Annotated in this window: 15 protein-coding genes; 5 read left to right on the plus strand and 10 right to left on the minus strand. The window is 53.5% G+C overall.

Annotated elements, in window-relative coordinates; translation table 11 throughout:
* The first annotated feature begins 247 nt into the window (after window positions 1–247).
* Window positions 248–784, plus strand: coding sequence for a hypoxanthine phosphoribosyltransferase (gene hpt / locus ACSZPU_RS06830; RefSeq protein ID WP_498996829.1), 537 nt, complete (start codon window positions 248–250; stop codon window positions 782–784).
* A 48-nt stretch (window positions 785–832) separates the two neighbouring features.
* On the opposite strand, the gene can is transcribed toward hpt, so the two are convergent.
* Window positions 833–1,495, minus strand: a complete 663-nt coding sequence (gene can, locus ACSZPU_RS06835) for a carbonate dehydratase (protein WP_498996831.1) — start codon at window positions 1,493–1,495, stop codon at window positions 833–835.
* A gap of 108 nt (window positions 1,496–1,603) precedes the next feature.
* On the opposite strand from can, the gene ACSZPU_RS06840 reads away from it, so the two are divergent.
* From ACSZPU_RS06840 to ACSZPU_RS06855, 4 genes are all read left to right on the plus strand, one after another.
* Window positions 1,604–2,530, plus strand: coding sequence for an ABC transporter ATP-binding protein (locus ACSZPU_RS06840; protein ID WP_498996833.1), 927 nt, complete (start codon window positions 1,604–1,606; stop codon window positions 2,528–2,530).
* On the plus strand, window positions 2,527–3,297 hold the full coding sequence (locus tag ACSZPU_RS06845; protein WP_498996835.1) for an ABC transporter permease: 771 nt from the start codon (window positions 2,527–2,529) through the stop codon (window positions 3,295–3,297). Before ACSZPU_RS06840 ends, ACSZPU_RS06845 begins: the two co-directional genes overlap by 4 nt.
* Window positions 3,298–3,414: 117 nt before the next feature.
* Complete coding sequence (locus ACSZPU_RS06850) at window positions 3,415–3,855, plus strand: PTS sugar transporter subunit IIA (protein WP_498996838.1); 441 nt, start codon at window positions 3,415–3,417, stop codon at window positions 3,853–3,855.
* Between the two features lie 63 nt (window positions 3,856–3,918).
* A complete protein-coding gene (locus tag ACSZPU_RS06855) occupies window positions 3,919–5,163 on the plus strand; it encodes a polysaccharide deacetylase family protein (RefSeq protein ID WP_498996840.1) in 1,245 nt (414 codons plus the stop codon).
* 171 nt (window positions 5,164–5,334) lie between these two features.
* Here ACSZPU_RS06855 and panD read toward each other — a convergent pair whose 3' ends face one another.
* From panD to thpR, 9 genes are all read right to left on the minus strand, one after another.
* Window positions 5,335–5,715, minus strand: coding sequence for an aspartate 1-decarboxylase (gene panD / locus ACSZPU_RS06860; protein WP_088220846.1), 381 nt, complete (start codon window positions 5,713–5,715; stop codon window positions 5,335–5,337).
* 140 nt (window positions 5,716–5,855) lie between these two features.
* Window positions 5,856–6,710 (minus strand): pantoate--beta-alanine ligase, encoded by an 855-nt coding sequence (gene panC / locus ACSZPU_RS06865; RefSeq protein ID WP_498996843.1) that lies wholly within the window; start codon window positions 6,708–6,710, stop codon window positions 5,856–5,858.
* An 11-nt stretch (window positions 6,711–6,721) separates the two neighbouring features.
* Window positions 6,722–7,513, minus strand: a complete 792-nt coding sequence (panB, locus tag ACSZPU_RS06870; RefSeq protein ID WP_498996846.1) for a 3-methyl-2-oxobutanoate hydroxymethyltransferase — start codon at window positions 7,511–7,513, stop codon at window positions 6,722–6,724.
* Between the two features lie 118 nt (window positions 7,514–7,631).
* On the minus strand, window positions 7,632–8,117 hold the full coding sequence (gene folK / locus ACSZPU_RS06875) for a 2-amino-4-hydroxy-6-hydroxymethyldihydropteridine diphosphokinase (RefSeq protein ID WP_498996849.1): 486 nt from the start codon (window positions 8,115–8,117) through the stop codon (window positions 7,632–7,634).
* 68 nt (window positions 8,118–8,185) lie between these two features.
* Entirely contained in the window at window positions 8,186–9,583 is a 1,398-nt protein-coding gene (pcnB, locus tag ACSZPU_RS06880; RefSeq protein WP_498996883.1) for a polynucleotide adenylyltransferase PcnB, read from the minus strand.
* 55 nt (window positions 9,584–9,638) lie between these two features.
* Window positions 9,639–10,535 carry a tRNA glutamyl-Q(34) synthetase GluQRS gene (gluQRS, locus tag ACSZPU_RS06885; RefSeq protein WP_498996886.1) on the minus strand — a complete coding sequence of 299 codons (897 nt, stop codon included), beginning with the start codon at window positions 10,533–10,535 and terminating at the stop codon, window positions 9,639–9,641.
* A 125-nt stretch (window positions 10,536–10,660) separates the two neighbouring features.
* On the minus strand, window positions 10,661–11,116 hold the full coding sequence (gene dksA, locus ACSZPU_RS06890; RefSeq protein ID WP_002463986.1) for an RNA polymerase-binding protein DksA: 456 nt from the start codon (window positions 11,114–11,116) through the stop codon (window positions 10,661–10,663).
* 171 nt (window positions 11,117–11,287) lie between these two features.
* Complete coding sequence (gene sfsA / locus ACSZPU_RS06895) at window positions 11,288–11,992, minus strand: DNA/RNA nuclease SfsA (protein WP_498996852.1); 705 nt, start codon at window positions 11,990–11,992, stop codon at window positions 11,288–11,290.
* A 13-nt stretch (window positions 11,993–12,005) separates the two neighbouring features.
* Complete coding sequence (gene thpR / locus ACSZPU_RS06900; protein ID WP_498996855.1) at window positions 12,006–12,536, minus strand: RNA 2',3'-cyclic phosphodiesterase; 531 nt, start codon at window positions 12,534–12,536, stop codon at window positions 12,006–12,008.
* Between the last annotated feature and the right edge of the window lie 25 nt (window positions 12,537–12,561).

The raw sequence follows: 12,561 nt of genomic DNA on the forward strand, positions 1-12,561 counted from the left end.
CGGCCTCATTTCTCGCTGCCGTCCAGATCAGATGCATCGCTCTCTGGGCTAAAATCTTGTGACGACACTATCTAGTAGCAATTAATTATAGGATTTAACAAGTGTGATCGTCATCACAAAATGAGCTTTATCGACAGATAAGCATCGGAAATGCGTTTGCTGGTATACTGCACGCCTTGCGCTTCAATAACCGGAACTACGTTACCGTTATTGAATGATTTGTTTTTAAATCAGATGGTTAGTTAAAATGAAACATACTGTTGAAGTGATGATCCCGGAAGCGGAGATCAAAGCGCGTATCGCGGAACTGGGTCGTCAAATCACCGAACATTACAAAGATAGCGGCAGCGAGATGGTGCTGGTGGGCCTGCTGCGCGGTTCTTTCATGTTTATGGCCGATCTGTGCCGTGAAGTACAGGTATCTCATGAAGTCGATTTTATGACCGCTTCCAGCTACGGTAGCGGTATGTCGACGACCCGCGATGTGAAAATCCTTAAAGACCTGGATGAAGACATTCGTGGCAAAGATGTATTGATCGTTGAAGACATTATCGACTCCGGCAATACGCTTTCTAAAGTGCGTGAAATCCTCAGCCTGCGTGAGCCGAAATCGCTCTCCATCTGTACACTGCTCGACAAACCATCCCGCCGCGAAGTGCAGGTCGAGGTCGAGTATATCGGCTTCTCTATTCCTGACGAATTCGTTGTCGGCTACGGCATCGACTATGCGCAGCGTTACCGCCACCTGCCGTATGTCGGCAAAGTTGTGATGCTGGAAGAGTAAGCACAAAAAAGCCGGGTCAGTGCCCGGCTTTTTCAGAACGCATCAGCATTACTTGTGATTAACGTGTTTTCTGCTGAGGTTAGACACACCCTGGCGATAGCGCTGTTCCAGCGTTTCACGACTGGTCGCCGTGACGTCCAGATTACGCAACAGGCCATCATGAATACCGTAAGCCCAGCCGTGAATGGTCACTTTCTGACCGCGTTTCCAGGCGGATTGCATAATCGTTGAGTGGCCCAGGTTATAGACCTGTTCCATCACGTTCAGCTCGCACAGGGTATCCAGACGGCGTTCTTCTGGCATTTCGCCCAGCAGTGAGCTGTGTTTGAACCAGATATCACGAATGTGCAGCAGCCAGTTGTTGATGAGGCCCAGCTCCGGGTTTTCTACCGCAGCCTGTACGCCACCGCAACCGTAGTGGCCACAGATGATAATATGCTCGACTTCCAGCACGTCGACCGCGTACTGAACAACCGAAAGGCAGTTAAGGTCGGTGTGAATGACCAGGTTTGCAACATTTCGGTGTACAAAAAGTTCACCTGGTTCTAAACCAGTGAGACGTTCGGCAGGAACGCGACTGTCAGAACATCCAATCCATAGAAAGCGCGGTTTCTGTGCCTGCGCCAACGTTTCAAAGAATCCAGGATCCTCTTCCACCAGCATTTTTGACCATAGTGCATTGTTGCTGATGAGTGTATCTATGTCTTTCATGGAGGTTAACGACCTGTAACTAAAGAAGTGCGTTGCGCTAATATAGGTCAACTCCATTTTTTTTTAAACCACACATTCGAGCGTAAGAAAAAAGGTAAGTGAAAATTCATGACCATTGCACTGGAGCTTGAGCAGCTTAAAAAAACCTATCCGGGCGGCGTTCAGGCGCTGCGCGGTATTGATCTTAAGGTACAAGCGGGTGATTTTTATGCCCTTCTGGGGCCAAACGGTGCGGGCAAATCCACAACCATTGGCATCATCAGCTCGCTCGTCAATAAAACGTCTGGCCGTGTCAGCGTTTTTGGTTACGACCTTGAAAAAGACGTGGTCAACGCCAAACGCCAGCTGGGGCTGGTTCCGCAAGAGTTCAACTTCAATCCGTTTGAGACCGTACAGCAAATCGTGGTTAACCAGGCGGGCTACTATGGCGTTGAGCGAAAAGAAGCGCTGGAACGCAGCAAAAAATACCTCAAACAGCTCGATCTCTGGGAAAAACGCAGCGAACGTGCGCGGATGTTATCCGGTGGCATGAAGCGCCGTTTGATGATTGCTCGTGCGTTGATGCATGAGCCGAAGCTGCTGATTCTGGATGAACCAACGGCAGGGGTGGATATCGAACTCCGTCGCTCGATGTGGGGATTCCTTAAAGATCTCAATGACAAAGGCACGACCATCATTCTGACCACCCACTATCTGGAAGAAGCGGAGATGCTGTGTCGCAACATCGGCATCATTCAGAGCGGCGAGCTGGTGGAAAACACCTCCATGAAGTCGTTGCTGGCAAAGCTAAAATCAGAAACCTTTATCCTTGATTTGGCGGCGAAAAGCCCGTTACCGAAGCTGGAAGGCTACAACTATCGGTTGGTGGATACGTCGACGCTGGAAGTGGAAGTGCTGCGTGAGCAGGGGATCAACAGCGTGTTCAGTCAGTTAAGCGCACAGGGGATTCAGGTATTGAGTATGCGTAACAAAGCAAACCGTCTGGAAGAGCTGTTTGTCGCGCTGGTTCACGACAAAAAAGGAGATCGCGCATGATGCAGCCTTATTGGGTCGCGCTGAAAAGTATCTGGCACAAAGAGATCCAGCGCTTTATGCGTATCTGGATCCAGACCCTGGTGCCGCCTGTTATCACCATGACGCTCTATTTTATTATCTTCGGTAACCTGATTGGTTCACGTATTGGTGAAATGCATGGCTTCACCTACATGCAGTTTATCGTGCCGGGTCTGATCATGATGGCGGTGATCACCAACGCCTATGCCAACGTGGCATCATCGTTTTTCAGCGCTAAGTTTCAGCGCAATATTGAAGAACTGTTGGTCGCGCCGGTGCCGACGCATGTCATCATCATTGGCTATGTGGGCGGTGGCGTCGCGCGCGGGATTTGCGTCGGGGTGTTAGTCACCGCCGTTTCGCTGTTTTTCGTCCCTTTTCAGGTCCATTCATGGGTATTTGTCGCGTTAACGTTGCTGCTGACGGCGGTGCTGTTCTCGCTGGCGGGCCTGCTGAATGCGGTCTTTGCGACCACCTTTGATGACATCAGCCTGATCCCAACCTTTGTGCTGACGCCGCTGACCTATCTCGGTGGGGTGTTCTATTCGCTGACGCTGCTCCCGCCGTTCTGGCAGGCGCTGTCGCATCTGAACCCTATTGTCTACATGATCAGCGGCTTCCGCTTTGGTTTCCTTGGTATTACCGATGTGCCGCTCTTCACCACGGTGGGTGTGCTGGCGGTGTTTATCGTCGTGTTCTATGGTTTGTGCTGGTATTTAATCCAACGCGGACGCGGTCTGCGCAGTTAATCACCACTACCCGGTGGCGTTCGTCGCCGGGTTCTCATTCCCCCTTTATTCTATGATATCTGTCACCGACGGCTGATGGTCACCTGGCTAAACTGCAAGTCTGCTAAGGAGATACGTATGCTGGGATGGGTCATTACGTGCCATGGTGAACTGGCGCAGGAGATGCTGGACAGTCTGGAGAGCCGGTTTGGTCCGCTAAAGCAGTGCAGGGCCGTCAACTTTCGCCACGGGCTCAGCACCAATATGCTTAGCCGGATGATTTGCGATGCGTTGCATGAAACGGATTCAGGCGATGGCGTGGTCTTTTTGACCGACATTTCCGGGGCCGCGCCTTATCGCGCCGCGTCGCTGATGAGCCATAAGCATGAGCATTGTGAAGTGATATCCGGCGTCGATGCCACCTTACTGGAAGCGATGTATCCACTGCGTGAATCATGCAGTAGTGGCGATTTCCGTGACCAGATTGTGGCCGCAGGCGCACCGGTTGTGAGCAGTCTCTGGCATCAGCAACAGAAAAATCCGCCGTTTGTGTTGCTGCACGACCTGTATGAAAAATAAACATTGGTATTCATTTTTCTTTTTCCTACAATAATCTAAATCATTTTTAACCTGGTTTTTTGCATGCCTCGTTTGCTCCTCATTCTGCTGTTAGTGGTGTCGTACAGCGCTTCCGCACGTCTCGTCAGTGATAACCCCGATCCGGCGCGTTATATGCAAATAACGGAAGATGCCGATATATGGGCGCAGGTTGGCAACAATGTCATGACCGTGGGCAATATCCGCGCCGGGCAAATCCTGGCCGTGGTGCCCGGTACCGAAGATTACTACGAGTTCCGTTTTGGCTTTGGCAAAGCGTGGATAGACAAGGGACACCTGGGCACGGTACGTGGCAATGAGCAGGTGCAGGACAGCCTGGGTGACCTCAATAAACCCCTCAGTAACCAAAACCTGGTAACCTGGCGCGATACGCCAATGTACAACGCGGCGGATAATACCAGCGAGCAACTGGGTATTCTGTCGGGGAATCTGCGTTACCCGATCATCAGCAAGCTGAAAGACAGGCTCAACCAGACCTGGTTCCAGATTCGCATTGGCGAGCGACTGGCGTGGATAAGCAGCCTGGATGCGCAGGAAGATAACGGTATTCCGGTGCTCACTTACCATCACATTCTGGAAGACGAAGAAAACACGCGCTTTCGCCACACGTCGACAACCACCTCGCTTCGCGCTTTCACCAACCAGATGAGTTGGCTGCGTGACCAGGGTTACACCACCTTGAGCATGTATCAACTGGAAGGCTACGTGCGCAATACGATGAACCTTCCCGCGCGGTCGGTGGCGATCACCTTTGATGACGGGCTAAAGTCGGTTAGCCGCTATGCGTATCCGGTGTTAAGCCAGTACGGGTTCAAAGCGACGGCTTTTATCATTTCGTCGCGTATTAAACTCAAACCGCAGCCCTGGGATCCGAAATTCCTGCAGTTCATGAGTATCTCTGAGCTGGAACAGATTTCTCACGTCTTTGATTTTCAGTCGCATACCCATTTTCTGCATCGCACCGATGATATGGGCCACCCGATCCTGCTGAGTCGTAGCTATGACAATACACTGATGGATTTCAAACATTCACGCCGTGCGCTTTCACAGTTCAATCGGCACGTATGGTATCTGGCGTACCCGTTCGGTGGCTATGATGATAAGGCGCTGGCTGCCGCGAAAGATGCCGGGTTCCATCTTGCGCTGACCACGGTGCGAGGAAAGGTAAAGCCTGGGGATAATCCGTACTTGCTGAAACGGCTGTATATCTTAAAGACGGATTCGCTGGAGGATATGTCGAGGTTAATCAGTAATCAGCCTCAGGGGTAAAATCAGGGGTATAAGGCTATTTTATTTGTCATTTTGAACCCGGGCAGTGCTCGAAATCCTCACGTACTAGATGTACGCTCCGGTTTCTGCGCGCTGTCCGTGTCCAAACTGTCTGCATCAATAACGCCTTCTCCCCCTGATTGGGGCAATGATGCTTTACCGCCGGATGACTTATGCCACCTGCACCGGTACCGCTTTCGCAGTGCGTTTCATGTCGTTGTCGCCGTCAAAGTAGGCGACTTTCGGCTGCCAGCTACGCGCCTGCTCATCCGGCATGGTGACGTAGCTTGCGATGATCAGGATATCGCCAACGTCAGCGCAGTGTGCCGCGGCGCCGTTGACCGAAATAATGCGGGAGCCACGTTCACCGGCGATAGCGTAGGTGGAAAAACGCTTACCGTTGGTGACGTTGTAAATATCGATGGCTTCGTATTCCAGGATACCAGCCGCCTCAAGGAAATCCTGGTCAATCGCGCAGGAACCTTCATAGTGCAGGTCGGCCTGAGTCACTTTGACGCGGTGGAGCTTGCCTTGCAGCATAGTGCGAATCATAACTTCTACCTTTAATGGCGTAACGAAATACACGTATATCGCCGGGTGGCGTTTGGCTGCCCGGCCAGATTTTCCCGGCCCGGCAGCGGTGCCGGACCTGGTCGATAACAGGGCAGTATTGCCCGTTTTTTAACCCCTGTCTACAGGGTGAGTTCAACCACTTTATTGTCGATCAGACGCGCCTGGCCCAGCCACGCGGCCATCAAAATTACCGCGCGTTTGCTGGTCTCAGCAAGCTCCAGAAGCGTGTCGGCATCGCGAATCTGGATATCATCCGGGCGCAGTCCTGCCTCATTCAACGCCTGTTCTGCCAGGGTGATGATTTCCTCGATATCGCGCTCGCCAGCCTGCAGTTTTGCCGCCATCGCGTTCATGGTTTTGCTCAACCCCGGTGCGATTTTGCGCTGATCGCTGGTGAGATAACCGTTGCGGGAACTGAGTGCCAGGCCGTCTTTTGCACGCACGGTTGGTACACCGATAATTTCTATGTCGTAGCCCATATCGGCGACCATTTTGCGGATCAGCTGCAACTGTTGGTAATCCTTCTCGCCAAAGCAGGCGATATCCGGCTGAACCAGGTTAAACAGCTTGCTGACGATGGTGGAGACACCGCGGAAATGACCCGGACGGCTTGCGCCTTCGAGCATGGTGGATATCCCCGGAACATCGACATACGTTTGCGTGTCCGTGCCCTTCGGGTAGACATCATTCGGCGCAGGGGCGAAAACAAAATCCACTTTTCGTTTGTTCAGCTTTTCGCAATCTTCCTGCAGGGTACGTGGGTAGCGTGCCAGATCGTCGGCGCGGTCAAACTGCATCGGGTTAACGAAAATACTGACGACAACGACATCCGCGCGGGCTTTCGCTTCATCGACCAGCGTCATATGGCCATCGTGCAGGTTACCCATGGTGGGCACCAGCGCAATACGCTTTCCTTCCTGACGCAGGCGGCGGATATGCTGGCGCAGCAGCGGCAGGGTTTCGATAATCAACACAACAGGACTCCTTAATGGAAACTGTGTTCTTCGCCCGGATAGACTCCGGACTCAACGTCGGCAACATACTGGCGGACAGCGGCGCGCATGTCACCCGCCTCGCTCAGGAAGTTTTTCGCAAATTTAGGGATATGGCCGCCAGTAATGCCGAACGCGTCGTGCATCACCAGAATCTGACCGTCAGTGACGTTACCCGCCCCGATGCCAATAACCGGAATAGTCAGCGCATCAGTGACACGCTTTGCCAGTTCGACCGGCACACACTCCAGCACCAGTAGCTGCGCACCTGCGGCTTCAAGCGCCAGCGCGTCGTCCAGCAACGTTTGACCGGCATCGCCGCGCCCCTGAACTTTGTAGCCACCGAAGATATTCACGGATTGCGGCGTTAACCCCAGGTGCCCACACACCGGCACGGCGCGTTCGGTGAGCATTTTCACCGTGTCAGCCAGCCATCGACCGCCTTCGATTTTTACCATATTGGCCCCGGCACGCATCACGGTGGAGGAGTGTTCAAAGGCCTGCTCCGGCGTGGCGTACGCCATAAACGGCAGGTCAGCCAGCAGTAAGCAATAAGGGGCACCACGGCGCACCGCACGCGTGTGATAGGCGATATCGTCTACCGTCACGGGCAGGGTGGAATCATGACCTTGTACCGTCATCCCTAACGAGTCGCCAACCAACATCACGTTGATACCTTCTTCGGCGAACAGTTTAGCGAAGCTGTAATCGTAGGCAGTGATGGTAGCGAAGCGTTTCTTTTCCTGTTTGCACTTATGCAGCCAGGAGATGGTGGTTGGTTTCATAACGTTTCCTGATGGCTAAAAACGAATTCTGGCGCATTCTAACAGCAACATTCAGGTGAACAATGATTTTAGGCAACCGTTCAACACCGATCACATCAGATGCGCCCAGAAAAGCGTTTTACCACAAGGCGGGCTTGTCCGCTGCGCATTCTGTGAGGGCGGCGGTCAGCGTTATACCATCGGGAAATTCTATGGCAGGGGCAATTTCAAATAATGGCCACAGCATAAAGCCGCGATTTTTCATGTCATAGTGGGGAACGGTGAGGCGCGGCGTGTGAATCACCTGGTCGCCAAATAGCATGATATCCAGGTCCAGCGTGCGCGGCCCCCAGCGCTCGGCTTTGCGTACGCGTCCCTGCTGCAGTTCAATGCGCTGGGTGTGGTCCAGTAATGTTTCTGCCGCCAGCGTGGTTTCCAGCGCGACAGCGGCGTTGAGATAGTCAGGCTGATCCTGCGGGCCAAGCGGCGGCGTGCGGTAGAACGAGGAGACGGCGACCACGCGGCTTTGCGGGATCTCACCAATCGCGTCCAGCGCCGCCTTTACCTGCTCCAGAGGCGAAGCGAGATTACTGCCGATGGCGATATAGCAAAGGGTCGGGGACATACAGGCTCCTGCGTTTTTCATTTCTGTATAGCATTAGGCCTGCACGTGGCAGGCCTGAAAGGGATGTTTTATGCGCTGCCTTCGCGGCGCGGCGCGCGTTTGCGCGGGCGGCGGTGGCGACGACGAACGGCGGGTTCGTCGCCCAGATCTTCAAGCATGTCTTTTTGCTCTGGCGGTGCGGAAACCTGGAACTCTCCCCACCATTTCACCAGACGCTGCAGTTCGCCGTTGTTTTCCACGTCGGCACGCAGAGCCAGCAGATCGTAGGCGGCGCGGAATTTCGGATGCTCCATCAGTTTCCACGCGCGTTTGCCCTGACGACGGGACATACGCAGTTGCAGCTGCCAGATATCGCGAATCAGCGAGGTAATACGTTTTGGGATGGCCAGCGAGCGGCAGGCTTCGTCCAACACATCGTTCATCGCCAGCGCGAAGGCATCGTAATACGCCAGACCGCCTTCCTGAGTAATGCGCTGTGCGGTTTCCAGCAGCGGATACCAGAACATGGCCGCAAACAAAAACGCCGGGTTAACGCGCATATCATTGTGAATGCGGGTATCGGTGTTTTTCAGCACCTGCGCAATGATGCGTTCCATCGGGCTGTCACCGTTTTCGGTGAAGAAGCGGCTGATGGTCGGGAACAGGGGCTGGAAGAGGTTATATTCGCGCAGTAGCGTGTAGGTATCGAAGCCATAGCCCGCCTGCAGCAATTTAAGCGACTCTTCAAACAGGCGCGCAGGGGGAACGTCGTTAATCAGGGCGGCCAGGCGAGGAATCGGTTCGGCGGTCTCGGCACTGATGCTCATACCCAGCTTGGCGGCGAAACGCACCGCCCGCAGCATACGTACCGGGTCTTCGCGGTAGCGTGTTTCCGGATTACCAATCAGGCGAATGACGCCTTCTTCCAGGTCACGCATGCCGCCGACATAATCACGTACGGTGAAGTCAGCAACGCTGTAATAAAGGCTGTTGATGGTGAAATCGCGACGCTGGGCATCTTCTTCGATAGAACCGAAAATATTGTCGCGCAGCAACATGCCATTCTGCCCACGCTGAGAGGTAGTACGGTCGGCTTCGGTATCTTCGTGATGACCACGGAAGGTGGCGACTTCAATAATTTCCGGCCCAAACATAACGTGGGCCAGGCGGAAACGACGACCAACCAGGCGGCAGTTGCGAAATAATTTACGCACCTGATCCGGCGTGGCATTCGTCGTGACGTCGAAATCTTTTGGTTTTTTGCCCAGCAATAAATCACGCACGCCACCACCGACGAGATAAGCCTCATAACCAGCTTTGTTCAGGCGGTAGAGGACTTTGAGCGCATTTTCACTGATATCTTTGCGGGAAATAGCGTGCTGTTCACGAGCGATAACCGTCATCTGAGGTTGTACGATAGCCTCAACGACCATGCTCTCTTCGCGACTTAGCACCTTACGGCAAAAATTAGCGACTCGGGTAAAAATAGTGCACCTCGGTAGTGTCAAACGTCAGGACAAAAAAATAGCGGCTAATCATAGCTCAGCGCGAGGCGTTTGAGAATGCCGTATTCACATCCACTGCAATCGGCACCTCGGCGAGCGTCCAGTTTGCCACCGCATGGGTCAGTAGATCGTCGACGCTGAGATCCTGCCACTCATTTGTTGCGCTCTGGTTTAAGAATTGTAAAGCCCTGATTATTATGGGGCGCGGATCGCCGCTCGGCAAGGCGGGAGCGTGGTTTTGCTTGGAGAGTTTGTTCCCCTGCGCATTTAACGCCAGCGGCAGATGGATATATTGCGGTTCCGGCCAGCTAAATTGTTGATAGAGCGAAATTTGCCTGACCGTCGGTTCAATGAGATCGGCACCGCGCACAATCTCCGTGACGCCCTGAAAATGGTCATCAACCACCACGGCGAGGTTATAGGCAAACAGACCGTCCCGGCGATGGATAATAAAATCCTCGCGCGCCAGTTTTTCATCCGCATAGAGTTCGCCGCGCAGCCTGTCGTGAAAATGGAGTACTGGATGTTGCTGCACCAGGCGTACGGCGGCATTGTCCGGGCCATTATGGGCGCTCCGGCAATGACCATCATATGTGCCGCCCACGCTCTGAATGCGCGCCCGCGTACAGGTGCAGTAGTAACTCAACCCCTCGGCATGCAGCCAGGCCAGTGCGTCGCGATAGGCGTCATGGCGCTGGGATTGCCAGAGTACGTCACCGTCCCAGAGCAGGCCGTAATGCTCAAGCTGGCGCAGGATGGTGTCTGCCGCACCGGGGACTTCACGCGGGGGATCAATATCTTCGATACGCACTCGCCAGATGCCTTGATTGGCGCGTGCCTGGAGGTAACTGCCGAGAGCAGCAATGAGGGAACCAAAATGAAGTTCACCGGACGGTGATGGCGCGAAGCGCCCGATATAGTGAGAGTCAGGCATATTGACAGGCAAAAAAACCACTACGGGAAAAATTTTCCCGACTATAGCACAGCCTGATTTGAAGGCGCAGGCTGGAATCAGCGCTGCGCCGTCTTAGATTGACCGGCTGTTGGTCGTGAGGCGAATTAGCCCGCCATCTGTTTTTCGCGGATTTCCGCCAGTGTTTTGCAATCGATGCACAGGTCAGCGGTCGGACGCGCTTCCAGGCGACGAATGCCAATTTCAACACCGCAGGATTCGCAGAAGCCGAAATCTTCGTCTTCTACTTTTTTCAGCGTCTTCTCGATCTTTTTGATCAGTTTACGCTCGCGGTCACGGTTACGCAGTTCGAGGCTGAACTCTTCTTCCTGTGCGGCACGGTCTACCGGGTCCGGGAAGTTAGCTGCTTCATCCTGCATATGGGTGACGGTGCGATCGACTTCATCCCTGAGTTGATTACGCCACGCTTCAAGAATACGTCTGAAGTGCGCCAGCTGGGCTTCATTCATATACTCTTCGCCCGGTTTCTCTTGATACGGCTCCACCCCAGCGATGGCGAGAATACTCAGGGACGATGTTTTACGGTTTTGCCCTTCTTGCATGTTGCTTCTCCTTAACACGCACTATCGATCCCCGTGTTGGGGGAAAATCAGGCCGCTATAAATAGCAGATGCTTTTCCGGATGGCAAATATCTAAACGTAACACTTGACAACCCTGTGAGGAAAAGCGTATTTGCGCACGCGACCAGAACACTAATTAGTCAATGGCTGCCCTATATCGTAAAAGGCAGCGGCAATCTCAGAGTCATATTTGTAGCAGAAAGTTCCGCTTTTACCGCCAGAATTTCTACACCCTGACTTTGTGCTTCCTTTAACAATCGTGCGTATTTCTCATCAATATGGCGCGCTGGAGAAAAATGTTCAACGGCTGAATGCAGCACGGTAAACAGTATTACGGCGCGGTCGCCGCTGGCCGCTACGCTCATTAACTCACGCAGATGTTTTTGTCCGCGTAGCGTAACTGCATCAGGGAAAAATCCGTATTCCCGCTCTGCGAGCGTTACTGATTTAACTTCAATATAGCAGTTGCGGCGGCCATCCGCCTGTAACAGGAAATCAATTCTGCTGCCTTCGGCACCATATTTCACTTCACTTTTCAGTGCGCTGTAACCCAGCAGCTCAGGCAGGCGGTTTTGCTGGATCGCTTCCTTCGTTAACGTATTAGCGCGAAGCGTATTAACGCAAATAAATGCGCCCTGTTGAGTTTGAGTTAATTCCCAGGTGTGTGGATATTTGCGTTTAGTATTTTCTGATGTGGAATACCAGACCATATCGCCAGGCGTTGCGCAACCGGTCATAGCGCCGGTATTTGGGCAATGGATAGTCAGCGTTTCGCCTTCCGGCGTAATCACATCGGCAAGAAACCGCTTATAGCGCTGAATGAGCGTGGCGGACTTGAGGGGCGGAGAAAATTCCATGACGTATCCTTTTTTATGTTTTTAGCGTCCAGCGGTTTAACGCCGTGTAACGCAGGCGCCCTCCGGCAAACTGCGATTCATACAAAACAAACTCTGTTACAGGAAAAGCCCAGTGAAAACCCGGCGGCGGAATGGTTACCGCATGGCTGGCGTCGCGCAGCAGGGTGATATGGGAATGAAACGGCGTCGGGCTTTGCCAGCATCCACTGCGGGCCGCCTGAGCGCGCAACATATCCGCCAGTTGCAGCAGTCCACGCGGTGACTGGCGAGGACCAAGCCAGATGACGCGTGAGCGTAACCATTGACCTGCGTCATCCAGTTGTAGCGTAAAGCCCGGCTGGCGAATGCGTCCGGCCAGGGTTTCCAGCGCCCGCTGTTTTTCCGCACTGACTTCCCCCAAAAACGCCAGCGTCAGATGCAAGTTTGCTGCGGCAACCGGCCGTCCGGCATCCTGCGGAAAATGTTCTGCCCGCCAGCGCACCACGTCCTGACGGGTGGCGTCGGGCAATTCGATGGCGAAAAACAACCTTTTCGATTCAGACATGGCAGGCACTCAGTTAGGATTTGTC

The sequence above is a fragment of the Phytobacter sp. V69 genome, from assembly GCF_965644215.1.
Lineage (GTDB): Bacteria > Pseudomonadota > Gammaproteobacteria > Enterobacterales > Enterobacteriaceae > Phytobacter.

Coding starts and splice junctions, on each gene's coding strand:
- hpt (WP_498996829.1), top strand. CDS start 248: ATGAAACATACTGTTGAAGTGATGATCCCGGAAGCGGAGATCAAAGCG.
- ACSZPU_RS06850 (WP_498996838.1), top strand. CDS start 3,415: ATGCTGGGATGGGTCATTACGTGCCATGGTGAACTGGCGCAGGAGATG.
- panD (WP_088220846.1), bottom strand. CDS start 5,715: ATGATTCGCACTATGCTGCAAGGCAAGCTCCACCGCGTCAAAGTGACT.
- thpR (WP_498996855.1), bottom strand. CDS start 12,536: ATGTCTGAATCGAAAAGGTTGTTTTTCGCCATCGAATTGCCCGACGCC.
- folK (WP_498996849.1), bottom strand. CDS start 8,117: ATGTCCCCGACCCTTTGCTATATCGCCATCGGCAGTAATCTCGCTTCG.
- sfsA (WP_498996852.1), bottom strand. CDS start 11,992: ATGGAATTTTCTCCGCCCCTCAAGTCCGCCACGCTCATTCAGCGCTAT.
- panB (WP_498996846.1), bottom strand. CDS start 7,513: ATGAAACCAACCACCATCTCCTGGCTGCATAAGTGCAAACAGGAAAAG.
- gluQRS (WP_498996886.1), bottom strand. CDS start 10,535: ATGCCTGACTCTCACTATATCGGGCGCTTCGCGCCATCACCGTCCGGT.
- can (WP_498996831.1), bottom strand. CDS start 1,495: ATGAAAGACATAGATACACTCATCAGCAACAATGCACTATGGTCAAAA.
- ACSZPU_RS06840 (WP_498996833.1), top strand. CDS start 1,604: ATGACCATTGCACTGGAGCTTGAGCAGCTTAAAAAAACCTATCCGGGC.
- ACSZPU_RS06855 (WP_498996840.1), top strand. CDS start 3,919: ATGCCTCGTTTGCTCCTCATTCTGCTGTTAGTGGTGTCGTACAGCGCT.
- dksA (WP_002463986.1), bottom strand. CDS start 11,116: ATGCAAGAAGGGCAAAACCGTAAAACATCGTCCCTGAGTATTCTCGCC.
- ACSZPU_RS06845 (WP_498996835.1), top strand. CDS start 2,527: ATGATGCAGCCTTATTGGGTCGCGCTGAAAAGTATCTGGCACAAAGAG.